This is a genomic window from Paenibacillus thalictri (assembly GCF_004307995.1).
In the GTDB taxonomy this organism is placed as follows: Bacteria; Bacillota; Bacilli; order Paenibacillales; family NBRC-103111; genus Paenibacillus_AF; species Paenibacillus_AF thalictri.
This window is the reverse complement of sequence record NZ_SIRE01000012.1, coordinates 100367-126587: the sequence shown is the minus strand read 5'-3', so window position 1 is coordinate 126587 and position 26221 is coordinate 100367. Positions and strand designations below refer to the sequence as shown.

Below are 26221 nucleotides of genomic sequence, written 5' to 3'. Positions count from 1 at the left end.
GTTGCATTCGCAACTATATATCGAAAAATGGACTTCCAGTTTGAGGTGATGTGAGCCCTCAGTGGATACCGGGTGCTGTATGAGGGATTCAGTTTTGAAGATATGGAGAAGGTAAAGGAGGAACAATCATGGTTGCCAAAGAAAGCAAAACAGGGCTGGTCGTAGCCGGTTTATTATTAGGGCTGTTGATGGCCGCTATGGACAATACGATTGTCTCGGCTTCCATGCCGACAATCGTAGGGGATCTTGGCGGCTTGGATCAATTTATTTGGGTGACTTCCGCTTATTTGGTCGCTACCATGGCCAGCATGCCGATATTCGGGAAGCTTTCCGATATGTTTGGGCGTAAAAGGTTTTATTTATTAGGGCTGGCGGTCTTTCTGATTGGATCCGCATTATGCGGAACTTCACAAAGCATGGTTCAGCTTATTGTGTACCGCGCCATTCAAGGTATCGGCGGCGGTTCCTTAATGCCGATCGCTTTTACGATCATCTATGATATTTATCCTCCAGAAAAAAGGGGGAAAATGGTCGGCCTGTTTGGCGCCGTCTTCGGATTATCCAGTGTCATGGGCCCTTTATTAGGGGCGTTTATTACGGATCAAATCAATTGGCGGTGGGTCTTTTACATTAACTTGCCGTTTGGCGTCGTTTCATTATTTTTTATCGCTCAGTTTTACCGCGAAAACCTTCAACTGAAGAAATTGAAGATCGATTGGTTTGGCGCCCTTACGTTGGTAGGGTCCGTCGTCAGCCTCATGCTTACGCTTGAATTGGGAGGACGTCAGTATGCGTGGACATCCGCCCCGATCACGGCTTTATTTTTCATCTTCGCCGTAATGTTTGTTTTGTTCATATGGATTGAGCGAAAGGTGCAAGAACCTATCATTTCGTTCAGCTTGTTCAGAAGACAATTGTTCGCCGCCACACAAGGCGTAGCTTTCTTCTACAACGGAGCATTTATTATCATCACGGTGCTTATTCCGCTGTTTGTTCAAGCTGTATATGGCGGAACCGCGACGAATGCCGGAGTGATTCTGATCCCGCTGATGGTGGGGTCGGCGGTTGGCGCCCAGGTGGCCGGGCAGATCGTAAAAAAATTCAGCTACCGCGGGATTATGCTTGTATCGGTTGTTATCTTTTTTAGCGGGATGTTATTGCTGGGTACGATTGACGTTCATACCGCCCGGTCTGTTCTAACCGTATACATGGTCATTGCGGGTCTGGGCATGGGCTGTTCTTTTTCAATGACGAGCTTAGCGACCCAGCATAACTTGGAGCCGCAGCAACGCGGCATAGCCACATCAACAAATACATTTTTTCGAACGTTAGGGACTACGTTGGGTGTGACCGTTCTGGGCACGATTCAAAATCATATATACAATTCCTTGTTAGCCGGTCATGTGGATTCGCGCGCAATTCTTTCGGCCGAGGCACGGGAGAAGCTCTCCCCTGAAATGGTTCATCAGATGACGGACGCCATGTCCATTTCCATATCTGCTGCGTTTTATTGGGCGCTGCTGCCGATCGGACTTGGCTTTATCTGCATTGTGTTTATGGGGAAAGCGAGAATCGTGCCGCTTCAAAAAGATCAAAGACGCACGCAGACGTCATAACTAGGGCCGTTTCGATCGGGACCTAAGCGACTTGTATGCAATAAATCCCCCTAAACAGATCGTATTCCAAGTCTGCTCAGGGGGATTTTTATGTACGTTGTTTACGCCAGACCGCGTTATTAAGCGGATGCGTATTTTTGTTGGAATTCCGAGTCAGTTTTGGTCAAATACAAGATACCTTCAATCAAACCGATGATCGATGGGATGCCTGTCCAGCAGAACAGTAAATATACAATGCCGATACCGATTTTGCCCAAGTAAAATTTATGAATACCAAACCCGCCCAATAAAATTGCAAGTACTCCCGCAGTCACTCTCGACTTCATTTATTCATCTCTCCCCGTATATGTTCTTACTTCTTGCCTCAGGCAAGTTCGTTTTTATTATAGAGTGGCGGCTTTTGGTTTAGCATCAAACGAAAGTTGTAAATCCGCATATTTTATACAATTTTCGCCAAGGATGAGATCAAACGAAAGTAGTAAATAGACAATAAGCGACACCAAAAAAGGCCAACATCCGGAATCGCATGATTCCGTTTATCGGCCCCAACACAGCGTTGTCACAAGGTCAATCCAAGATCCGTAATTCTCTGGCTCGGGCAATAGCTTGCCCCCGCCGTTTTACTCCGAGTTTCCCGTATAAGCGGAACACATGGCTTTTGACCGTTGCTTCCGTGATCCCGAAATGATCGGCAATCTCTTTATTCGATAAACCTTCAGCCAGCGCCGATAACATCTCCTTCTCACGGTTCGTCAGGGGGTCAACGAGCGGCTGCTGCGCGGCTGCCGCGGCCGCCGGCGGACCGGGGTCAATATCGGGATCAACATTCGCCACCGGCCGCGATTCCTCCAATGATTTCAGATAAACCATGCGGGTAATCATGAGATCCAGCATATCGATTCTTTCTTGGGTAAAGACGTAAGAAATCAGATTGTTTTCTAAGTAAAGCACAAACGGCCATGATTTCCCCGGAAAAACAACAGGCATGCATAAAATCGACTGAGGGTGAAAGCGGAGGATATAAGGGTCCGCCGCATAAGAACTGCGTGATGCTTCCTCAACTACGACCGGCTCGCCGGTCACGGACACATAACGTACGATGGCTTCCGCATACAGATGTTGTTCCTGTACGTCACTTCGATGTCCTGCTTGCGCTTCTATGGAGAAAACCCTCTCCCGGCTGCTCAGCACGTACCCTCGCTCCGCTCCGGAATAACGCAGCGCCGCTTCGAGGAACCGGTTCATGACATCTTGACGGTCCGTCTTGCTTGACCATCCGGTGATTTGCTTGAGCAGCCCTTGACCGTCGTCAAACAAAGCCGCTTTTTCGCGTACGTCTTCGCCGGGCTCGTTCGCCAGAACGTTTCTCGGAACAGTCTCATTGCCGGACGGCTCTGATTTGCCAAGCGCACCGATCCTGCTTTCTTGCAATGCCGACGCGGATAAGGGCAGTTTAGGGTGGGCCGCTCTCAGCTTATTCACTTTGGCGGTGGCGCCCCAGCGCAGGTAGGCGGCACAAGCGTCCACAATAAGCGCGTCCGCCGCTGTCACGATGCCTGCTTCTCTATAATAAACCGAGGCCCGTTCGCAGGCGATTGCTTCCATCATGGCATATCCTTCTTTGCGTGCCGCTTCAATGGCCTGTTCAAATCCTTTGATCGCGGCCACCCGATTACCGGCGAATTGCTCCAATTCTGCCGAGATAAGCAGATAAGCGGAAGATTGGTGTCCATAATAGCCGGACCAATGCTTCATGGCACCCAACTGTTTGCCGAGTTTGGCACGTATGGCTTTGCGTTCTTTGGGCGGTGACTTGGCGTACAAGGCCGCCAGCGCTAGCGATTGGTAGACATGCTGTTTGCGGACCTGCATGCGTGTCTGCCGGAAATTGTTGAATTGCCCCTGCTGCACCCATTCCAGCGCGTCGTGGTACCGCCCGTCCAGATAAGCGATCTCCGCTTGGCAGGTGCAGGTATAATACACTTCGTTGTTGAGCATATGGGTGGAGCGCTGGGTTATCAACGGGGCTACGACTTCATCGTTTTCACCGAGCTCCCCTTTTAGCTGCGCTAAATACCACCTTGCGATCCGAAAAATGTTGAGGGTGATCTCGTCGACAAGTTTCTGGGAGACTTCCTCATAATCGGTAATCCGTTCGGATAACAACTGCAAATCCCCGGTATGGTTTGTCGTGCAAGTGAGCATCGCAATACTGACAAAGGTCAGATTGGCCGATTCCATCCCGTAACCTACGGATTTGTTAAAATGCTCCGCGGCTTCGTCCGGGTTTTGCAGCAGCGCAGCCAAACCTCTGATGTAATACATCCGGCAGCGCAAGTCCGTGCTTTCCAAAGCGGATGAAAGCAAATAAGCCGTTTCGATATATTGGCTGCCCATTTGCGAAAGGGAAATTTTATTTCTAAGAATGACCAGCCCGTAGCCGGCAAGAATATAAGCAAACGCCTCGTTGTTTCCGTATTTCAGACCGTAACGGACGAATCTGGAAAACAGCACGGCGGACAACTCCAAACTTGTGGAAAATGCCGAAGTCGCTATCGCCATCAGCAGATCGGACAACGCTTTATAATGCGGATCGCGGTTGACCGGCAGGTTAGGCAGTTCCTTGCGCATGCGGTATAATGCCAGATTTGTCCTGGCGACCTCGGACATGACCGTTGTTCTCGACGGTTTGAGCGGCAGCTTCCAGCCAAATTCGGCTAAAGCCTGATGGCCGATGTTCAATGCGATATCTTCCCGCTTCAAGTAGGTATTCATGGCGATCCAAATCAAATAAATTCTTGAACGTTCAATGAGATCCGCGGTACAGGCCATTAATCGGTGAAGCATGTCTTCCGCCGCATCTGCGCGGCCGCACATATAATAGCACTCCGGCAAATCCATCATGAGCCGGTAAGGCAGGGAACCCGGGGACACTTCATCTTTGGCAACAAGGGACAATCCCGTTTCCAGAAAGTGCAGCGCCGCCGCAAACGCCGTAGTCGCTTTTGATTTCAGACCCGCCTGAAGATTATACTCAGCCAGCTCCCGCCGCTCGACTTCATCGGCCATCTTACTACACCCCAGGTTCAAGTGATGTACCAAGTCAAAGGTGAGTTCGCCCGTGTGCTCGTGTACATGGCGTTTGATGGCGCGGCCAATGTTCAGGTGCAAATCTGCGCGATCCGCATCGGGAACGATTTTATAGGCCGCTTGCTGGACCCGGTCGTGCAGAAACATATATACGCTATCTTCGGTTCTCGTCTCGTCGGCGTCATTCTCCGGACTGATTAAACCTTCTTCTTCAGCGCAGCGCAGATGCAGGAGCGTATCCGTCAAGGCGTGCCCGCTGATTAGAGCGATCATGGCCGGGTGGAAACGGTGTCCGATGGCTGCGGCAATGGTAAGCAGCTCAATCGTTTCTTGGGGTAACATGCGAATACGGAATTCGAATAAATGGAGAATATCGGGATCTTCGGGTATTTGCGAGATGGCCGCCGCATCCCATGTCCAGGCGGATTGTTCCTCATCAAAATAAAGCTTTTTCTCACGGTACAGGTTATCCAGAAAGCGGTGCAGGTAGAGGGCGTTCCCGCCGGTTCGGTAATAAAGCGATCTTGCTAGCAAGCGGACACGAGCCGAGTTTTCGTTCAGCGTGGTTGTTACGAATTGTTTGACATCGAGATAAGACAAGGGGTTCAGCATAAGGTGCTGCATGTGAAGCGGCAGTTCGGCCTGATGCGGGGCCAATGCCGATTGAAACCAAGAAGCTGCCGCAAGGTCGCTTCCATGCTGTGCCTGATCGGCCGCCGCTTTGGTCCGGAAAGCTCCAATAACTAACAATCCGTGTAAGCTAGGGTCGCTTGCAAATAAGCGGACAACATCCAGCGTATCGGGATCAGCCCACTGAAGATCGTCTAAAAACAACACAAGCGGATGGTCGTTATCCGTGAATATATGAATGAAAATAGGCAGCAGCCGGCGGAAACGGATTGCTGCTTCGGCGGGGGAAAGTCTCTCCACGGATGGGAAGTCACCGATCAACGCGGCTGCTTCCGGGAGAAACTCCGCGATGACCCCCGCGCCTTGTCCTAACGAATTGGCTAATTTAACCCTTAACTGCGAGATTCGTTCGGGTGACTCACTCCAGATTTGGCGGATCAGTCGGCGCAGTGCCTGAAGGAGCGGGGAAAAGGGAATGTCCCGATTCATCAAATCGCATTTCCCGATGATGAATTGACCGCCTTGCCGGGTAACCGGCACTTGAAGCTCACGGATCAGCGCGGTTTTCCCGATACCTGCCTGACCTGTAACGAGGACAAACGAAGAGGCGCCTTCACAAGCCATCTTCAAAGCATTTCGCAGCTGCTCATCTTCCTTTGCACGGCCGAAAAGCGTCTGCGGCAGCCGAAACCGGCTGGCTTCGTCCATACGGGCAATCTCAAACGGCACGATTTCTCCGGCGTATTCCAGCGACGACGCGCACCGTTTCAAATCGGCTAACAAGCCATAGGCGCTTTGGTAGCGGTCTTCGGGGGATTTGGATAACAACTTCAAAATGATCTCCTGCAAGGGAACCGCTATATCCGGACGCAGCTTATTCAGGGGCTGCGGCATCACGGCAAGATGTGCATGAATCCAATCTTCCGCATGTTGTGCTTGAAACGGCAGCCGGCCTGTAAGCATTTCGTAAAATATGACGCCTAACGCATACAAATCGCTGCGTTCATCGGGTGTACGGTTGATTCGGCCTGTCTGCTCGGGGGCAAGATATGCATAATCCGGCTTACGGTTTGGGGTAAGTTCGGCCATGCTCAAATCCGGCCGGATGCTAACATAAGCGGGGCTTAAATTTCCGATAATCGCAGGCTGCTTATGAACCGTATGTACCAGTTGGGTAATCGTTATAGCTGCATGGATGAAGGATGGCATCTCCATGATAGTCTCATTTAGCAGATTCCTGAGCTCGATGCTGCCGGTGGGTAACACAACAATTCCTCCATTTTATTCCTGCAAAATTCCAATTCTTTCATTTGTGGTTGGGCTTACTTTCCTATTGTATCATGTAACTTAACGGGATATGTTAAGGTTTATAAGAAAATAATAGCGCACGTATGCGGCGGTCTCGACCGTTGCAAGGCATCCGGCAATGCCTGGTATAGCAGAGCGGCGAAGCAGGATCAGCAGGTATCCAAAAATTTTTTTAGGAGTATAATGAAACAATAGGTTATCTTCGTTATGAAACTAGAATCGGATGAAATAGGGAAGAGGATATGCATGAATAAAAGCTCTGTATATGGATTAACACTGGACCGCCTGACAGATTGGCTTGCGGAGCGCGGACATAAAAAAACGCGTGCCACCCAAGTCTGGGATTGGCTCTATAGAAAGCGGGTCACCGATTTCTCCGAGATGGTCGATGTCAACAAGGATTGCATTCAATTGCTGGCCGATCATTTCATGATTCAAACGGCAGAGGAACACTTGAAGCAGCAATCGTCGGATGGAACGGTCAAGTTTTTGTTTAAGCTGCAGGACGGCAACTTAATTGAAACCGTATTGATGCGGCATAAATTTGGATTGTCGGTATGTGTCACCACGCAGGTCGGCTGCAATATCGGATGCAGCTTCTGCGCGAGCGGACTTTTGGCGAAAAGCCGCGATTTATCGAGCGGTGAAATTGTCGAGCAGATCATGAAGGTCCAGCAGTATCTGGACAAAGAAAAGCCGGGAGAAAACGTGACCCACGTGGTTGTCATGGGGATCGGCGAACCGTTTGACAATTTCAATCATGTGGCGGATTTCATCCGAGTCATTAAAGATCACAAAGGCCTGGCTATTGGCCCAAGACATATAACCGTCTCCACCAGCGGCCTTGCCGATAAAATCGTCGAATTCGCCGACAGCGACCTGCATGCGAACCTGGCGGTTTCCTTGCACGCCCCCAATAATGCATTGCGCACGCAAATTATGAAAATCAATCGGGCCATTCCTATCGAGAAATTAATGCCGGCCATCGATTATTATTTGGAAAAAATGAATCGGAGAGTCACGATCGAGTATATTTTGCTCAAGGATGTCAATGATCGTGTGGAGCATGCGTTGGAGCTTGCCGAGCTGATCGGAGATCGCCGCCATGGCGTTAACGTTAACTTGATTCCGTACAATCCGGTGGACGAGCACAGCCAATATCAGAGAAGCGAGCAGGACGCGGTAAGGGCATTTTACGATGTTCTGAAGAAGCAAAACGTCAGCGTCAGCGTAAGACTTGAGCACGGGGCGGACATCGACGCCGCTTGCGGCCAGCTGAGAAGCAAGCAGATCAAGGCGTCCGGGCGCCAGGATCATCGCTCCGAACAAGCAGTGACAGGATAGTCAAACCAATAAGATCAGCAGGCGCACCGGCAGCGGTGCGTTTTTTGCTGCCAAGACATGCTGTGCTGCATCTGTTCATGCGGGGTTCGACCGCCGCCACGCGACGCTGGACGCACGCTCGGGATTCGCGCTCGTTGGTGGGAAGTTTGTTTCAGGGCCGAAAGGCGGCTTCCGCACGTTCCGGACGGTCTACAGGGAGTCATTTTCTGTTGTGAAGGCGGTTGCAACTTGCTAAAATGGCAATACATGCGGGACATGAATACAGGTTGGGGGAATGTACATGTGGCTCAAAAAGAGCTTATTTGCCAAATTATTGATCGGTATGCTTATCTCGGCGGTCATTCCCTTATCTTTATCGATTATTGTCTCATATAAAACGACCTCGCGTTCGGTGGAACGCCAGGTGATTGAGCTCAATCAAGGCACGATGGACAGCGGCATGGACAATATTAAGAGGTATTTGAACGATCTCAATTATATTTCGGTTTCTTTTTATTACGACCAGACGTTAATGCGTTACTTGCGGTCGCGGGAAATTGTGCCGGCCCATACGATGGCTACCACCAGTCAGCTCGTTACCATCTACAACAGCCGGCCGGAGTTTCGCGCCGTACGTTATATTAGCGCTTTGACCGGGGAAACGATTGTAAACGCCGATATCGCCCGTGTTGGAGTTAATATGGTGCTCCCGAGCATATCGATACCGCGTACCGAAAGCGAGACCCAGGACTATGCCAGGTGGTATGAGGTGAATACGGTTGGCGGTGTGCCCACGCTGGCGTTCCACAAGCCGATCGTCGATTACCCGCACCCGGAAGTGCTGGGCGTCGTTTCGATTTATGCCGGGCTTGCGGAGATTGAACGACGAATCCGTCCCTTGACGATTCCTGTGCATAATGAAGGCGAATATGTCATGTTGTACATCAAAGAGGAGATGAAGCTGCTGTATTCCTCAGCCCCGGAACCCGCGGCTGAAATAACGAACGGGAATTTAACGCAGGAGCTTACCGGAGTGAGAGGTTCCGTGAATGGCAAGTGGAACGGCAGAAGCGGGATCTATATTTATGTGAAAGATCAATATTTGGATTTGCCGCTGACGATCGTGAAGTTTGTACCGATTACCGCTGTGAACGAATCGGCGAACCGGACGCTGAACCGCTCGCTGGTCATCCAATTTATTGCCGTCGCTTTTGTCCTCGTGCTTGCTGCGATTTTGTCGTATCGGACGATCGCTCCGGTCAAAAGATTGCTGCGCAGCATCGCCAGAGTGGAGACCGGCAACTTCGAAGTTGTGCCTTCCACAGGCCGCATGGACGAGCTGGGGGTGCTGGAGCATCGCTTTCAGACAATGGTTCGCAATCTCGACGATTTAATGAACCGGGAGTACCGGCATCGCTTGGAGTTGTCGACGGCCAGGCTCAAAATGCTGCAGGCGCAGATCAACCCGCACTTTCTGTACAATACGCTGCAGTCGATCGGCACGCTTGCGCTGCGCCATGGTTCCGACGAGGTCAGCGATAAAATCGCCGAGCTGGGAGCGATTTTGCGTTACAGTATGGATTTGCAGACAGAAACGGTGCCGCTGCACAAGGAAATCCAACATATCGAACATTATTTGTCGCTGCAAACCGGGCGGTTTAAAAATAAGCTGTCCTACACCTTGTCTTGTTCGGACGAGGCTATGGACATCCATGTGCCAAAGCTGATCCTCCAGCCGCTGGTGGAAAACAGCATTATCCACGGCTTTGAAAAAGGCCGCGGCTCCGGCGTCATCCACATCGGCATTGAAGTCGACCGGCAGCTTCGCATCCGTGTCATGGATAACGGCAAAGGGATCGAAGAAGAGATTTTGCAGCGGATCAAACAGGAGTACGGCGAACGCCAGTTTCATACGGGGCAGGAGGGCGGCATCGGCTTGATTAATGTGCTGACGCGGCTGCGGCTGCATTACGAACAAGGCTTCGAGTGGGATATTCAAAGTGTTCCTTACGAAGCGACGGTCATTTCCCTTAACATCCCTATCGATCCATTAACCGAGGAGGCGACTTGAATTTGAAAGTGTTGATTGCCGATGATGAAGAACATGTAAGAGAAGGGATCGAGCTGGCCGTCGATTGGGGCAAATTCGGGATTTCGCAACGGTTAACGGCAGAAGACGGGCTGCAAGCGCTGGAATTGATTCGACTGCACAATCCTGCCGTGCTGTTCTGCGATATGAGTATGCCCCATATGGGGGGCACCGAGCTGCTGCAGCAGCTCCGCGAGGAAGGCTGGGGCACACAGGTGATCGTTGTCAGCGGGTACGACGATTTCCCCTATACGCAAGCGGCGATCCGGGCCAACGGCGTCGATTACTTGCTGAAGCCGTTTCGCAAAAGCGACTTGGAGCGTGCGCTCACACGCGCAGTAGCTGCATGGCAGAAGCAGGAGAACAGTCTCCGTGAGGACCGGGAGACGGAGTTCCGGATCCGTAAAGCCGATGCGCTGCTCGATGAGCAGAAGCTGGCCGTATATTTCAAAGGCGAAACCCCGCTACACGAAGGCCTCCGCAGTGTATTTTTCAAAATCGGCTTGCCTATGGAGCAGCTGCGGGTGGCGTTGGTGCTGCCGCGGAACCGTACGGCGCTTATTGAACGCCGGTTTTTCGGAGACGGCGAGCTGTTTGTGTTTGCCGTCAACAATATCGCACATGAGACGCTAAAATCCTACGGCTCGTATTATTTATGCCGTCTGGACGGATATCAGTGGCTGCTGATTACCGCGGCGGAAGGGAGTGCCAAGGCACTGCCGGGTGAACACCGCCGCTATATGGACAAGGTCAAGGAGGCGTGGCGCAGCACGCTGGGGCTTGAGGTGCTGATCGGTCTCTGCGAAACGGAAGCGGCGGTGGAGACGCTGCCTGCCGCCAGCGTAGCCGCACGGTCGGCGCTGCTCAAATGCGATTTGCTGCATCCCGGCCGTCCGGCCGGATCGGGGAAGCAGGCTCCGCGGTTGATGGACCAGCAGCTTCTGCTGCAAACCGCCTTAAACAACGAGAACAAAACGTACGCGGCGGAAATTATCCGTTCGTTTACGCAAGCGCTGCGCGACCGCGGCGATTTGAGCTTAAAGGAACTGCACGCTTACACGATGGAAGCCAACGTATTGTTGGAGCGGGCAAGCCGTCTGCGCAATCCCGGTGCGGATGCGGCGGACGCTTCGATGCCGCTGTGGATCAGCGATCTGGACGAATGGGAAAAGCTGCTGATCCAGTCATGGTGGATGCTGATCGAAGAGAAGGGTAGCGAGAGTTCCGGCACTCACGGCATTCAGGCGATTCACGATTATATTCACCGCCATTTTCAAGAGGAGCTGTCCTTGTCCTCGTTGTCCGAGCGGTTCCGCTTCAGCCCGCAATACATCGCCAAAAAGTTCAAAGAGCTGTATAACACAACACTGATGACTTATCTAACGGAGCTGCGCATGGAAAAGGCCAAGTCACTGCTCCTGCACACCGATATGACGGTATCCGCGATGGCCGGTTCTTTGGGTTACACGGATGAAAACTATTTCAGCAAGGTATTCAAAAAGCACACCGGCGTTTCCCCGCTGCAGTTCCGTAAGCAGCGCCGAGATTCATAGATTCCTCTTTTTGGCGAAAATATTCTCTACCCCTCCATCAGGCAACCTTGTAGACTAATTTGTGAAGGAACTCATAAATGACTAACTAACCATAGAGGGGATGAGGAATCATGAAAAAGAAATTTTCCTTGCTTACCGTTTGCGCATTGCTGCTGACATCGCTGGTCGGCTGTGCCGGCGGAGAAGAACCGGCCAAAGGCGGCTCCGGCGCGGCAGCGGGTGCGGGCGGCGGCTCGAATACGCAAACTGCGGGAGGATCTGGCGGCGGCGCAAGCGGGCAAAAGGTGACGCTCAAGCTGCTGCAGTTTAAAGTCGAGATTACCGACAAAGTGAAGGCGATGGCAGCCGACTATATGGCGCAAAACCCTAACGTCATCATCGAAGGCGGGGCCACTTCCGATTACGATACGATTGTCAGAACCCGCTTTGCCTCCGGCGATGCTCCCGATATCTTCATGTCGAAAGCGTTTACAGATATCAAGGATTGGTCGGATAAAATCGCCGACTTATCGAACGAGCCATGGATGTCGAAGGTTGCCCCTGCGGCGGTGGAAGGCATGACCGTGGACGGCAAGAAGCTCGGATTCCCGGTTGCTTTTGAAGGATACGGTTTTATTTACAACAAAGATTTATTTGCCAAAGCCGGTATCGACAAGGTGCCGACAACGCTGACCGAGCTGAAGCAGGCGAACGAAAAGCTGAAAGCGGCTGGTGTGCTGTCCTACTCGGAAGGCTACAAGGAATGGTGGATTCTCGGCCAGCACTTGTTTAATCTGCCGTATGCCTATGAGAAAGATCCTGTTGGCATGATTCAGAAAATCAACAAAGGCGAAGCCAAAGTGAACAACGTCGCCAACATGAACGGATTTTTCGATGTGCTGGATATGACGGTCAAATACGGCAAAGGCGCAGAGTCGGTTGGCATTAGCTACGACAACCAGGTGTCGGATTTCTCCACCGGCAAAACGGCGATGATGCAGCAGGGCGTCTGGACGATCGATTCCATTACGAAAATCAATCCTAACCTGAAGATCGGCATGTTCGCCATTCCGTTGAATGACAACGCCTCCGACACAAAACTGCCTGTTGGCGTACCGGGATATTATGTGCTGAACAAAAACTCCAAAAACTTGGATGAAGCGAAGAAATTCCTGAATTGGCTGCACGATAACGGTCAAAAATATTTGGTCGATTCCTTTAAGCTCATTCCTGCATTTACCGACTTGAAAACGTCGCCGGAACTCGGACCTTTGGCTCAAGATTTGAGCGCTTATGTGCAGAAGAACCAAACGATTCCATGGGCGCATACGCTTTGGCCGTCCGGCTCCAACCAAGAGTTTGCCAAGCCGCTGCAAGCTTACGTCGGCGGTCAGATGAACAAGGAGCAAGCATTGACTGAAGTTCAGAAAATTTGGACCGACCGGGTGAAAAAGTAACCTTTCCCAAACATGACGCGGTGCATGGCTCTCTGATCCGAAGCCGTGCACCGATTGTTTATCCACTCCCGCCATGAAAGGAAAGGAGAAGCCCATGACGAAGATGAGAACCCGGCAAATATTGATCTATTCCGCATTTGTGGCTCCGGCGGTATTTTTTTTCACCATCATCATCTTGGTTCCGTTTCTGAGGGCCATTATCTATTCGTTCCAGGATTGGAACGGAATCAGCGCCGACATCCGCTTCGCCGGATGGGACAATTACAAAAAAATCGTGCAGGACACCGGATTTTTTAAATCGTTTTATTTCACCTTTAAGTATGTGCTGGCGACCACGATCTGCCTGAACATATGCGGGTTGTTTCTGGCTCTGGTGCTGAACATGTCGCTGAAAACTCGCAATATGCTGCGCACCGTGTTTTTTCTGCCGTATGTGATCGGGTCGGTTATTATCGGTTTTATTTGGCAGTTTATTATTGTCCGCTTGTTTGGAGAGATCGGAAAAGCGACGGGCTGGGGCCTGTTTCAAAAAAACTGGCTCAGCTTGCCCGATCAGGCCTTCTGGTCGCTTGTTCTCGTCACGGTGTGGCATTCCGCAGGATACTTTATGGTGATCTATTTAGCGGCGCTGCAGGGCGTGCCGAAGGATATGCTGGAGGCGGCGGAGATTGACGGCGCCGGGCGGATCAAGCGGTTCTGGCATGTGGTGCTGCCGCTCATCCGTCCTGCGATGACGATTAACTTGTTCCTGGCGATTTCCAGCGGATTTAAAGGCTTTGATCTGAACTTCGCTTTGACCAAAGGCGGGCCGTTCGGAACAACGGAATCGCTGGCATTCCACATTTATTTGGATGCTTTCACGAAAAATCTGTTTACCTACGCTGCGGCCAAGTCCGTTATCTTTTTCCTTGTGCTGGCCTCGATTACGCTGGTGCAGGTGGCCGTGATGAAACGCCGGGAGGTGGAGATGTGAGCGAACACCGCTATTCCGCCGGCAAGCTGATCATAGAAATATTGATGATTGTGCTTGCGCTGCTCGTGTTTGTCCCTCTGTATATTACTTTTATCAACGGGTTTAAGACATACAACGAGGTGGCGACCTCCACATTGGCGCTGCCGCAGGTGTTTCAGTTCAATAATTTCGCCGTCGTATGGAAGCAGATTAACTTTCTCGGCGTGTTTATGAACTCTTTGATTATTACCGTTATCTCCGTAGGGGGGATCCTGTTCGTCAGTTCGGCAGCCGCCTTCCAATTGGTGCGCAGGCCCGGTCTGGCCAGCCAGATCATCTTCCTTGCCATCTTGTCTTCGCTGGTCATCCCGTTCCAAACGATGATGATCCCGCTTGTCAAGGTCGCTCAGGAGTTAAAATTGATTAATACGCTGTACGGTATTATCGTGATGTATTGGGGCTTTGGCGTTCCATTTGCACTGTTTCTGTATCACGGATTTATTAAATCGATCCCAAGAGAGCTGGAAGAAGCGGCTTTGATCGATGGCAGCGGGACAGTGGGCGTTTACTTCCGGATTTTGCTGCCGCTGCTCAAGCCGATTACGACCACCGTGGCGATTCTCAACTCGCTGTGGATATGGAACGACTTCCTGCTGCCGCTCATTACGTTAAGCTCGAAAAAAAATCAAACGATTCCGCTCGCATCCTCCGTTTATTTCGGACAGTACACCAACGAGTGGCATCTGGCCATGGCGGCTTTGACAATGGCCGTGATCCCGATCATTATTTTCTTCCTGGCGATGCAGCGTTACATTATTCAGGGCATCACCGCCGGCGCGGTGAAAGGGTAATAAATTCCGGTCATAACGAAGCGCTTCCCCGTTCATACTAGGGAATCGGGCTATCTGTAAGATATGAAAGATACACATGTCCGCCCTGAGGAACTATGTTCCTTGGGACGGACATAGTTGTTCCTTCCCTCCGCCATATCGTGGAATTACCCTTATTTCTCCATCTTTCTCCCCCTTATAAGCCATAAAGCCCGGTGTATATAGACAATAAATAATGAGAAAAAATATTTTAATGCTTGCACCTTACGTAACGTCAGGTTTTATAATAAAGCTACCGGTATAAAGCTAGCGGCTACGAAAGGGATGGTTATGAACAAACATTGGAAAGTCGGGGATCTCGCCAAACTGACGGGATTAACGGTGCGCACCTTGCGTTTCTACGATCAAATCGGCTTGTTCTCTCCATCCGGACAGACGGAATCCGGGCACAGGTTATATAACGAAGCGGATTTGGCCCGCCTGCATCAAATTGTTTCGCTCAAAGAGCTGGGTTTGTCTTTGGATGAGATCAAGTCTGCGCTGGACGGCGGACATATTGGCCCGCTTGAGATCGTTCGTTTGCAAATGGAGCGGGTCAAGGCGCATATGCGAATGCAGCAGAAGCTGCTCGATCAGCTGATGCATGTATCCAAGCTGATGCAAGGGCACAAGCAGCTGTCGGTTGAAGATTTCACCGGACTGCTGCAAGCGATGAAAATGGAGTTTGAGAAGCCCGTCATGGAGCGGCAGGCAGGGTGGGAACGTCATTTGGACATGCTCGGAAGCTTTTTGGATGGAGACGAACAATTGCCTAAACCAAAGGAGGAAAACAAATGAACGAACGATTTGTCAAACATGCAACTTTTGTTATTGAGAAGGTATATGCCGCTTCACCGGAGCGGGTTTATCACGCTTGGGCCGATCCGGACGCCAAAGCGAAGTGGTTCTCCAAACCGGACAGTTTGGAGTTCCGGGTTGGCGGTAGAGAGTTTAGCAAAGGGGGACCTCCCGAAGGCCCGGTTTTTACTTTCGATGCCTGCTACCAAGAGATCGTGTCGGAGCAGCGTATCGTTTATACGTATACGCTTGATTCCAATGATGTGCGGATGTCGGTTTCGATTACAACGGTCGAGCTGATCCCGCAAGAAGGCGGAACCAAGCTGATTTTCACCGAGCAAGCCGCTTTCTTCGATGGGCTTGATACGCCGGAAATCCGCGAACACGGCACGAACCTCATGCTTGACGCATTAGGAAAATCGCTGGAAGGGGAGATGGAAGCGTGACGGCAACCGTGGGCAACAATGAAATCATTTCATTTCGCGAATTTGACGCTCCGCGAGAACGGGTGTTTCAAGCTTGGACAACCCCCGACTTGTTGGCTCAATGGTGGGGACCTCACGGATTCACAAATACGTTTCACGAAATCGATATTAGCCCGGGAGGCACATGGAAATTTACGATGCATGGGCCAAACGGCGCCGATTATCCGAATCATAGCGTTTTTGTAGAGATCGTGCCGTCGGAGCGGATTGTGCTGGACCATCTGTCCGGCCACCACTTCCGGATAACCGCTACCTTTGAGGAACAAAACGGCCGCACCGCGCTTACCTTCCGCCAGAGTTTCAGGGACACCAAGGATTTCGAGAAAGTCAAAACCATTTGCGTCGAAGGCAATGAGCAGAACTTTGACCGGCTGGGCAAGGTGCTGGAGGAGATGGCCTCTTAAACCGCAGCCAAGCAAATGTGAACTGCAATCCGGAGGCTGCCCCCACAGGGAAATCGTATAAGCAGTCGCATTAGAAACGGGTTCGCAAGGATGGCGCTTACGGGATCCCCAATTTGCGAAGCTGAATTCGTTCGAGAAAAAGGACCTCGTCTCCATGAACTACCCGCCAATTGTTAGGTTGTACCCAGCAATTGGCGGGTAGTTCACCGCTATCCATGGAGATTGTGGTCCTTTTTGTTCCTGCCGGGATGTTTCAATGTTATGCGAAGACTCCAGTTTACTGATTGTTGACTTCTTCGGTAATTTGACCGCCGCCGTATTCGGTCCATAATCGGATAAACTCGTCAAACGAATCGGCAGCGGTTTTGCCATACACGATTTTCAGGAACGTTTCTTTTTCCAGCTTGGTCAGCAGCGGCCACTGCGTGCTCATGGTGGGCGTATCGGGCCCGATAAATTCGTTCTTCTGGGCATACTTCAACTGCATATCGCCGACGATGCGACCCTCTAAATAAAGCCGGGAGGCCGTGGAAGCGAGCTTTTGCTCGTATACGTTTTGAATATGGCCGCGAAAAACACGGCTTTCAATGCTTTCGTGCACGGGGTTCGGCGGGCTGCCGGGGGCAAACAGCAAATAGTCGGAGATGGTGCTTGTCACGTCCGGGAAATCGTAGACGACTTGACCGTCCTTGTGTATATAGTCGTAGCCTTCTCCGAAACCGATAGCGAAATCGGAATCAAGATCTTCTAGCGCATGGCCAAGCATCTGATCCCAATAAGCAAATACCGCGTCCATCCGTTCGAAGCCTTTGCGGAAAAAATAACTTCCATAAGAAGGCCTGGAACCGATGCGGCCGATTTTGCCATCTGGTCCTGCTGGGTAAGGATACGGTTTAAATACCGCTCCTTCCTTGGCCGGAATTGACTCCCCAAGCGGCCAGCCGCCCATCCATCCGGGACCGGATACGATGCCGGCCCTGCCTTCCGCAAACAGCGCAGCCGCTTTCTGCTCATCGTGTGTGCCGAAGTCGGGGTCGAGATACCCTTTGCGGTACCAGTCGGCCAGACGGATCAGCGCCGTCTTGACGGTCGGCTGTATGGAGCCGTAAGTGAGCCTGCCATCCTGCCCGCGGTTCCACTGGTACGGCTGCTCGCCGTAGGCGCCAAACAGGAAGCTGGCATCGCCCATCCAGCTGTTCAGCGAATTTTTGCCGGCGAGCGCCAGCCCGACCGTATCGCGTTTGCCGTTGCCGTCGGGATCGCCGTTGGTGAACGCATCGAGCAGCGCCTCCAGCTCGTCCAGCGTGGCGGGAGCCTGCAGGTGGAGACGGTCCAGCCAGTCCTGGCGAATCCATAATATCGGGTCTCCGACTTTGCCGTCGGAAATTTGCGGCAGGCCCCATCGTTTGCCGTAAAGCGTTACGGTTTTCCACACATCCGGGTTCTGCTCGAAGGCTTCCTTGACGCGGGGAGGGGCATACTTAGCAAACGCGTCCTCCACGTTCATGACGCGGTCTGATGCGACCAGATCGTCAAGCAGCTCGGGAATTTCGTGGTTGGTCAGAAACAGCACGTCGGGCAGTTCTTCGCCGCTGGATAACGCCAGCTTGACGCGGGTGGCCATCGCTTCGTTCTGATCGGTGACGATCCATTTATTCGTTTGAATGATGCCGAGCCGATCCCTGGCCCATCGCGTAATCGGGTTGTTTTCCGTCGTATCGCCAAATCGCAGCTTGCCATAATGATGCATCGCTTTAGCCGTCGTAATGACGACGGGCGGATCGAATTTGTCTGCGTGTGGTGCGGGCGCCTCCCCCTTACCTGTATCCTCTGAAGGCAATCCGGACGTGCGGAAGAAAAACAATACCCCGATAGCGGCCACGGCTGCCAGCGTTATTTTTATCCATAAGTGTTTCATGATCTCTCGTTCTTTCATCATTTTGTTCAAAGCGGAATATGCAGCTCCAGCAGGGTACCCGGGGGCTCCTCGCATGCCGCCAGCCGCATCGTTCCGCCCAGCCGGTTCACCCGTTCCTGCATCGTACTGAGGCCGAACCCGGGAGCTGTTTCGCGATAAGGCGTTCCGTTGTTCCATAAGGAGAAGATGAGTTTGCCCTTCTGCTCATTCAGTCGCATGCGGAAAATACGGCTGCCGCCGTGGCGGATACCGTTCGTAATGCCTTCCAGCAGCGCATGGCAGACGACTTTGCGGCAGTCGGCATCGGTGACGGGGGCAGCGAGCTCCAACTCGCTGTGAATGGAAATGTCCGCGATACGCTCCGCTTCGGCCGCAATGTCTAGGAGCTCGCACTGCAGGTCGAGCGTCTGCTCCGGATGCTTCAGCAGGCTGACCGCTTCGCGAATGTCGCTTAAACTTTTGCGCACGAGCTGCTGCGATTTTTCAAGCCGCTGCATGCCCTCTTGCTCGTTTCTGGCGAGCAGCAGCCGGGCCGCTTCCATCTGCACAAGCGTGGTGGTGAGCGTATGCCCTACGATGTCGTGGATGTCCTCCGCGATGCGCTCGCGTTCCTCCAGAACGAACAGCTCCGCGTCGGCTTTGGCTGCTAGCAGGTCGGCTCGCAGCTGCGGCACCTGCCGGTCCAGCGTCTCCTGAAGCCGCTGCAATTCAGCTTGCTCCTGCAGCCGAAGCTTGAGTTTCTCCGTAATGCCCCTCACTGAACGAATCAGCTCCTCATCGCGGACCGGTTTGACCAAATAATCGATAGCTTGCAGCTTGATCGCCTGATTGGCATATTCGAATTGGGCATACCCGGTCAACAGGATGCAGTTGATGCCGGGGGCAAGCTCCCGCGCCTGCTGGATCAGCTCGAGGCCGGAAATGCCCGGCATGCGAATATCGGTGACAAGAATATGGACTTCATGAGCAGTCATGATGTCCAAAGCTTGTTCGCTGGAATATGCCGTATAGACATGGATGATTTCGAACTGATCCCATGGTATCGTCTGAGCCATGCTTTCCACGAGATGTTTATGATCGTCGACCAACAGCATTGAGAACATGCGGACCACACCTTTACGATTGCATTTTGCGCCAGCGCAGCACGACCTTAAGCCCTCCCGACGGCGAGGCCTCGACCGTTACCCCGGACTGCTCGCCGAATTGGTAGCGCAGCCGCTGGCTTACGTTCCACAAGCCAAAGCTGTCGCCGCCTGCGTCACTTTCCTTCAAACGAGCATTCAGCGCATTCCGCTCCGCCTCGGGCATTCCGATCCCGTCGTCTTCCACCGAAAGCGAGCACCAGTCGTGCTCTTCCGAACCGATGATCCGGATGCCGCCCCCTTCAGGTTTCGATTCTAAACCGTGAACGATCGCATTTTCTACGACAGGCTGCACGAGCAGCCGGGGAATCCATTGTTTTTCCAGCGAAGGAGGGATATCTATCGTGTAATGGAACTTGTCCAACTGGTAATTCATGATATCGATATAAGATGAGACAAAATCAAGCTCTTCCCGCACGGTCGTCATCATAGCCACATTACGCGTCGTATATTTAAAATAATCGGCCAAGCTGTAGGCCATCGGAACGATAGGCTGCGGCCGGTTCAGCTTCGCCATGCTGACGATATAAGCAAGGCAGTTGTACAGGAAGTGCGGATTGATTTGCGATTGGAGCTGCTTCATGATCGCTTCTTTGGCGCGGATTTCCTCCAGATATACTTTCTCGACCAAATGCTGGATACGCGCAGCCATTTCGTTAAATTGTCCGATCAGCGGTGCGAATTCCTGATTGGCTTTGGAGGTTATCCGTGTGGAGAAGTTGCCCTGTGTCAGCTTTGATACGTTTTCCATGAGCATATTGACCGGTACTTGCACATGCGTATATAAAATAATCGCCGCTCCGATACCAAGCAACAGCAGCAGCGGGACCGTGGCATAAAACAAATACCGGCTTTTGGTCATCGGAGCGACAATGTCCTCCAACGGCACATAATCGATCAAGGTCCAGCCGAGATTGGCCGAGCCGAGAAAATAGATCAGCACCTTTTTATCGTCAAGGCGTATGACGTCGTGGTTTTTGGTGGCAGAATTGGCGGCAATGTCGTAAGAAGCGATGATGCGCCTAGCCATACGTTCATCGGATGAGTGGTTCAGCACATATTGATCGGGCGCTTTATATAAGAATGGATCGTTATTTCCCTTGGATTTGAACTGATCGAGCAGACGAACGATATTGTCTTCCATCAGGTCGAACTCCACGATGATAGACGCGTCCCGCAAATTGGAAATGCCTGTATACGGCTCGACAAAATACCGGGTAAACGTACGCTTGTCGATCCCGTTAATCGTTACGTTGCGGAAGGTCCAATGTGGGTTCAGATGCTGCTGCAAGTAATTTTCGTCATAGACGACCGTGGAATGGGAAGAAACGGCTCGGCCGGTAGCGGGGAAATACAAATTGATGCGGCTCATCCAGTCTGTCGACAAACTGAACAAACCGAGTTTCCATTCGGCGGTCTCGGAAAGTACCGAGTAATCGTATCTGTCGATCGAAGAAGCGTTTCTGGCCAGCTTGGCAAAGTCAGGGTCCTTCGTAATGATGTTCGAGTAGTTGGACACCTGATTCAGCGTGCTCTCGATTTCATTCAGGAACCGCGCCAGCCGGTCCTGGTTCGCCGTATTGATCTGATCTTCGATAACGGCGATGCTCTGCTCGTTGGAATACATGTACAACGCAATGACCGGAATCAGCAGCATCGCTATGAGAATCAGCGTTTTGGATATGAGATTCATAGGCTCAGTTTATCAAACGCTGGAATAAAATACAATCATTATGAACTTTTCGGAATCTGGCCGAAGGCGCGGCCATTTCTCTCTGTTTTTGTCACATTTATTTTATAAAAATTTAATATAGACTCGGTGTGACAATAGTTCCAAGTACATGGGAGATTTGATAGCATAAAGTGTGTATGCATAGGAACATAAAACTTCTGTTATGAAGCTACTCTAGGAGGTGCGACCGCGGTTTAGCGGAAGTTTTTCGGTGACATAAATTATAAAGAAAAAGGTGGAAAGTGACGCAACTATGAAAAAACGAAAGAATCGATTGTGGCCCCTGTTACAAGCCAAGGCAATGCTGTCTCTTTACGCTGTTTTGGCCGTAGCTTCCTTGCTGGGCACTCAGCATGTTTCTGCCGCTACGCCGACTCTGATCAAGCCGGTCCAAAATATCGACATCCCATGGATGAAGGGTTCCTCCGATTCCACGGATTCGGATCCCGCCCGTGCGGCGATTGCGGTGGAAGGCGGCACAGTCAGTATCGACGTGTTCAAGCATTTTGAAAGGTTAACTGGATATACCCTTTCGGCGGTGTCCGATGCTCCGGCGGTGGCGACTGTGGCGCTGGATAACACGCTGATGAAACTTACGGTGATCAGTCCGGGGAGTGTGAACATTCGCCTGATTGCGCAGAAGGACGGCAGCCCTTCCATCGTTGATACGTTTCAGGCGGTATTTACCAAGATCGGCGATGTCACTGGCGATGGCGTCGTGACAGCCGCCGATGCTTTGTACATAACCAAGGTCGTAAACGCCAAGACACCGCTGACAGCCGCCGAAATCAATATGCTCGACATCAATCGGGACGGTGTTGTCACCAGCGCGGACGCCTCTTATTTATTGAGCACTTATGTGGGCAAGTCCGGTACTCCCGCGGCGGATTCAGCGGTCGTCACCCTGAAGTCGGTGAATGACGCTCCTTACATCTTAAATGCGCGCATAACCGCTCTGAATACGCTGGGAAGCCCTGCCGATCTTCAGCAGATCAAGAAGGGGTTCAAGCTTAGCGCGAGTTATGACTATTGGGATATGGAGGACGAGCAGGAAGGTTCATCCGCGATTCGCTGGTTCAAAGGCAAGCTGCAGGACGGTACGGACAAAGTAGCGATTGCCGGAGCGACTACAGCGAATTATGTGATTCAGCCGGACGACGAACAATATTATTTGTTTGCCGAGTTGACGCCACAGACGGCGGCCGGCGCCAAAGGCGATACCGTTCGGTTGGACGCGGGAAGAGTCCCGGATACTACGCCGCCGACGGTCGTAAACGTGGAGAAACCGGCAGACAGCACTTACGTTCAAGGCGATCGGCTGGTCTTCAAGGTGAAGCTCAGCGAGCCGGTGATGATCGATGGGGGACCACCTTCGCTTGGTCTTGTGATCGGCACAGAAACGAGAAGCGCGGAATATGACGCACAGTTGAGCTCGCCTGACACGCTTGTGTTTGCTTATACTGTCGTCAATAACGATCTGGCCCCAGGGGGAATTGCGATAGGTGCCGTGAGCTTGTCTTCAGGCGTAACCGTCGGCGATCTTGCGGGGAACGCCGCCGATTTCACGCTGGGCTCGATTCCAACCGGCAACGTCAAGGTGGATGCCGTCAAACCGTGGATAAGCCAAGTTACTGCTCCCGATGCGGGAACGTATGTGGCGGGCAATCGGCTTCGGTTTAAACTGCAGATGAGCGAGCCTGTACTTCTCACAGGGGCTGCCCCGGTGCTGGATTTGCAGCTCGGAGCGGCTAGCAAATCCGCGGAGTATAACGCGGTCGAAAGCACTGCGACGCTGCTTGTATTTGATTATACGGCAGCCGACGGCGATCTTGCCGTGAATGGTATTGAGGTAGGTCCCTTACGGCTGAGCGGCGCTGCGGCAATCAAAGATGCGGCAGGAAACCCGGCCACGCTTTCATTTTCCCCGATCGATGGCTCGGTGATTAAAGTCGACGCCGTGGCGCCGTCCGCCGTCCGTTTGGACAAGCCCGCTGACGGCAGGTATGCGGCAGGCAAGCAGCTAACTTTTACCGTACACATTGATGAAACGATTACGATTGCCGGGGGTGCCCCGACATTGCCGCTGACCTTGGGAACAGTCGGCAAAAATGCGCTTTACGACGCGGCGGCGAGCACGGCTACGGATCTCATATTTACGTATGCGATTGCGAACGGCGATAATGCTCCGAATGGAATTGGGGTTGCTCCAATGGTTGCCGGTCCGGGAGTTATCATGGCCGATGCAGCAGGGAACCCGGTTCGCTGGTTGATCGGCACGGTGGATGCAACAGGAGTGATTGCGGATACCGCTGCGCCGGTTGTCGACAGTTTCCTTCCGGCGCATCAGGCGGTGAACGTAGCACCCGGCAGCGATCTTGCCATTAACTTTAACGAACCGGTTGTTGCCGTTGACGGTAAGAACGTGCGGATACGCAACTACGACGGTAATGCCGTTGTTCAAACTTATGCGGTCAATGATACGTCCAGCGTGACCGTTAATGTGTATCAAGTAACGTTAAAAAACGCCAGTCTTAACAATAACAATGAGTATTATATAGAAATTGATGCCGGGGCGTTCAAGGACTTGGCGGGTAATGAGTATGCGGGCATTTCGGGCAATAACGGCTGGAAATTTGCCGCTCCGGATACGATCGCACCTACTGTCACGAGTCTGACGCCAGCCGACGACACGACAAATGTAACTCCGGCAACACCGCTTTCGATCACATTCAGTGAAAACGTCGTTGCAGGGAACGGGAAATTCATCTACATTCGCCAAGCTTCAAATAGTGTCGCAGTAGCGACATACAGCGTTACAGATACAACGTACGTGACGATTAGCGGCAAAACGGTGAATGTGGCAAATCCTAGTTTGCAAGAGGGTCAATCCTACTATATCGAGGTTGACAGCGGTGCATTTGTCGATCTGTCCGGCAATGCATTTGCCGGTATGTCCGGTCCATCTGCCTGGAACTTCACGATACCGGATGTGACGCCGCCGACGATTGTTTCGCGTACACCGGCGAACGGCGCTGTCGACGCTGCCGTATCCGGCAGCCTCAGCATCACGTTCAGCGAGAATGTAGTGCCGGTTACAGGCAAATCGGCAAAAATACGCAGGGCCTCGGATCAAAATATCATTACCGCGATTTCCGTAACGGATACGACTACTGTCACGGTATCCGGCAGCGTCGTGACGATGGCGCATCCGAACCTGGCCGATGAAACGGATTATTACGTGGAAATGGACGCCGGGGCTTTCCGAGACACCGCGGGCAATGACTTTGCGGGAATCAGCGGTTCCGCGGGCTGGAGCTTTAAAACAGCGGATACGACACCACCTGTGGTCCTTACCAGATCGCCGCAAGCCAACCAGACGGGCGTAAGTAAAACAGCCGATTTTACGCTGACCTTCAGCGAACCCATTGCGCTTGGCGATCTGAGCAAAAACGTCAGATTGTTCCAAGTAGGGAATCCGTCCCCGGTTGTTACTTATTCGGTGTACCAAGCGGTGTATGTGACGCTCGGAACGTCTTCGGTGACGATTAAAAATCCGGGTTTGTCCGACGATCAAGAGTACTATATTGAAATCGACGGAGGAGCATTTAAGGATCAAGCGGGGAATCCGTTCGCCGGCATATCCGGTCCGTCGCAGTGGAACTTCTCTACCCCGGATTCCAGAACAATGACGGCCGCAGATGCGGAGGAGTTTTCCGAAGCGCAGATGCTCAGTAGTGGCGGAGCTGTCCTCGAATTAACTCTCGTCGGGGATTCGTTCGCCGATTCGCTGGCGGACGCGGATATTGAAATATTCAACGCTCCGCCGGGCTTAACAGTATCGTATGCTGCGAAAATTACGGCAAGTACCGCTTATGTGTTCTTAAATTATGACGGCACGGACTTTGATGAGAATGTGACCAATTTCACCGTCAAGGTCAAAGGCACCGGTCTGAAGAGCGGCCGGGCGCTTACCTCCAACCCGTTGACGATTACGGCAACGATCGAGACGTTCGACTATGTATCGTTATCTCCGGTTAATGGCGCGGCCAATGTCAACAAAACGGACAATCTGGTGTTGACCTTCGACAAAAATGTGACGGCCGTTAGCGACAAGACGATTCGTCTTTATTACAAAACCAACAATCAACTGGCGGCGACCATCAGCGCGACCGATACGGCGAAGGTGAAAATTTCGGGGAAGACGGTGACGATTGAGCAAGCCGGACTTCGAATTTTGCAGGAATATTACGTGATGATCGATCCGGGCGCATTCAAGTATGAAGACGGCTCGACATTTGTGGGCATTGAACAAAATACGGCATGGACCCTCAAAACTACGCTGCAAACGTTGACCGGTCCATTTATTTCCGAATACGACGACGGCGGAGATGGCCGCAGGGCAATCGAAATCATGTTGTACGACAATACAATTACCACTTCGGTGACCGGGTATTCCATTGACGTGTATCGGTATGTCGGCAATCAAATCAGCATCACCAATTATCCTATATTGGAATTATGGAATAATGTTCCATATATTGGTATTAACAGAACGTTTTATGACCCTTTTGATAAGGCAAATATCTGGTATGTCAATGAAGATAATCTCATTCTGGATGATCCTCCATTCAACGCCATTGTTCTAAAAAAGAACAGTCAAGTATACGATGTGCTCGGCGATCCGACGGCAACGACGTACAAGCCGTTTCTATCAGACGGCGGCACTCTCGTCCGCATACAAGGGATCAAAGGGGGAACCTCGTCGTTTGACATCGACCAATGGAATATTTTCCCGAAAGGGACTTTCCAGTATCTGGGGTCGCATACGCCGTAATGTCCCGGTATGACAACAAATCAATCACAAAGAAGCCGGAGG

The 26221-nt window shown here is 51.9% G+C and carries 16 protein-coding genes; 11 read left to right on the top strand and 5 right to left on the bottom strand.

Annotated features, from left to right (window positions below):
• The first annotated feature begins 128 nt into the window (after positions 1-128).
• Entirely contained in the window at positions 129-1616 is a 1488-nt protein-coding gene (locus tag EYB31_RS17840; RefSeq protein ID WP_131014726.1) for an MDR family MFS transporter, read from the top strand.
• A 119-nt stretch (positions 1617-1735) separates the two neighbouring features.
• Here the strand turns inward: EYB31_RS17840 and EYB31_RS17835 are convergent, their stop codons facing one another.
• Together EYB31_RS17835 and EYB31_RS41255 are read right to left on the bottom strand one after the other, a co-directional pair.
• On the bottom strand, positions 1736-1942 hold the full coding sequence (locus EYB31_RS17835; protein ID WP_131014725.1) for a TM2 domain-containing protein: 207 nt from the start codon (positions 1940-1942) through the stop codon (positions 1736-1738).
• Positions 1943-2183: 241 nt separating this feature from the next.
• Positions 2184-6551: an AAA family ATPase gene (locus EYB31_RS41255; RefSeq protein ID WP_131014724.1), complete on the bottom strand. Its 4368-nt coding sequence runs from the start codon at positions 6549-6551 to the stop codon at positions 2184-2186.
• Positions 6552-6890: 339 nt separating this feature from the next.
• On the opposite strand from EYB31_RS41255, the gene rlmN reads away from it, so the two are divergent.
• The 9 genes from rlmN (at position 6891) to EYB31_RS17785 (ending at position 16553) form a co-directional block, all read left to right on the top strand.
• A complete protein-coding gene (gene rlmN, locus EYB31_RS17825; RefSeq protein WP_131014723.1) occupies positions 6891-7988 on the top strand; it encodes a dual-specificity RNA methyltransferase RlmN in 1098 nt (365 codons plus the stop codon).
• A 280-nt stretch (positions 7989-8268) separates the two neighbouring features.
• Entirely contained in the window at positions 8269-10038 is a 1770-nt protein-coding gene (locus tag EYB31_RS17820; protein WP_165452470.1) for a sensor histidine kinase, read from the top strand.
• Between the two features lie 8 nt (positions 10039-10046).
• Positions 10047-11609: a response regulator transcription factor gene (locus EYB31_RS17815; protein WP_240762559.1), complete on the top strand. Its 1563-nt coding sequence runs from the start codon at positions 10047-10049 to the stop codon at positions 11607-11609.
• Positions 11610-11719: 110 nt separating this feature from the next.
• Positions 11720-13045, top strand: coding sequence for an ABC transporter substrate-binding protein (locus EYB31_RS17810; protein WP_131014720.1), 1326 nt, complete (start codon positions 11720-11722; stop codon positions 13043-13045).
• Between the two features lie 94 nt (positions 13046-13139).
• Positions 13140-14018, top strand: a complete 879-nt coding sequence (locus tag EYB31_RS17805; protein WP_131014719.1) for a carbohydrate ABC transporter permease — start codon at positions 13140-13142, stop codon at positions 14016-14018.
• Positions 14015-14848 carry a carbohydrate ABC transporter permease gene (locus EYB31_RS17800; protein ID WP_420819450.1) on the top strand — a complete coding sequence of 278 codons (834 nt, stop codon included), beginning with the start codon at positions 14015-14017 and terminating at the stop codon, positions 14846-14848. The genes EYB31_RS17805 and EYB31_RS17800 overlap by 4 nt, the downstream gene beginning before the upstream one ends.
• A gap of 309 nt (positions 14849-15157) precedes the next feature.
• On the top strand, positions 15158-15664 hold the full coding sequence (locus tag EYB31_RS17795; protein WP_131014718.1) for a MerR family transcriptional regulator: 507 nt from the start codon (positions 15158-15160) through the stop codon (positions 15662-15664).
• Positions 15661-16110, top strand: coding sequence for an SRPBCC family protein (locus EYB31_RS17790; protein ID WP_131014717.1), 450 nt, complete (start codon positions 15661-15663; stop codon positions 16108-16110). The genes EYB31_RS17795 and EYB31_RS17790 overlap by 4 nt, the downstream gene beginning before the upstream one ends.
• Positions 16107-16553, top strand: coding sequence for an SRPBCC family protein (locus EYB31_RS17785; protein WP_131014716.1), 447 nt, complete (start codon positions 16107-16109; stop codon positions 16551-16553). Before EYB31_RS17790 ends, EYB31_RS17785 begins: the two co-directional genes overlap by 4 nt.
• Before the next feature lie 277 nt (positions 16554-16830).
• Here the strand turns inward: EYB31_RS17785 and EYB31_RS17780 are convergent, their stop codons facing one another.
• Genes EYB31_RS17780 through EYB31_RS17770 form a run of 3 tightly spaced genes read right to left on the bottom strand, consistent with a single transcriptional unit; the run spans position 16831 to position 21306 of the window.
• The gene (locus tag EYB31_RS17780) at positions 16831-18471 is read right to left on the bottom strand and encodes a type 2 periplasmic-binding domain-containing protein (protein WP_165452469.1); all 1641 of its coding nucleotides are present in this window, start codon (positions 18469-18471) and stop codon (positions 16831-16833) included.
• Between the two features lie 26 nt (positions 18472-18497).
• Positions 18498-19574, bottom strand: a complete 1077-nt coding sequence (locus EYB31_RS17775) for a response regulator (protein WP_131014714.1) — start codon at positions 19572-19574, stop codon at positions 18498-18500.
• 13 nt (positions 19575-19587) lie between these two features.
• Complete coding sequence (locus EYB31_RS17770; RefSeq protein WP_131014713.1) at positions 19588-21306, bottom strand: sensor histidine kinase; 1719 nt, start codon at positions 21304-21306, stop codon at positions 19588-19590.
• A 340-nt stretch (positions 21307-21646) separates the two neighbouring features.
• On the opposite strand from EYB31_RS17770, the gene EYB31_RS17765 reads away from it, so the two are divergent.
• The gene (locus EYB31_RS17765) at positions 21647-26179 is read left to right on the top strand and encodes an Ig-like domain-containing protein (protein WP_165452468.1); all 4533 of its coding nucleotides are present in this window, start codon (positions 21647-21649) and stop codon (positions 26177-26179) included.
• Positions 26180-26221: the final 42 nt, after the last annotated feature.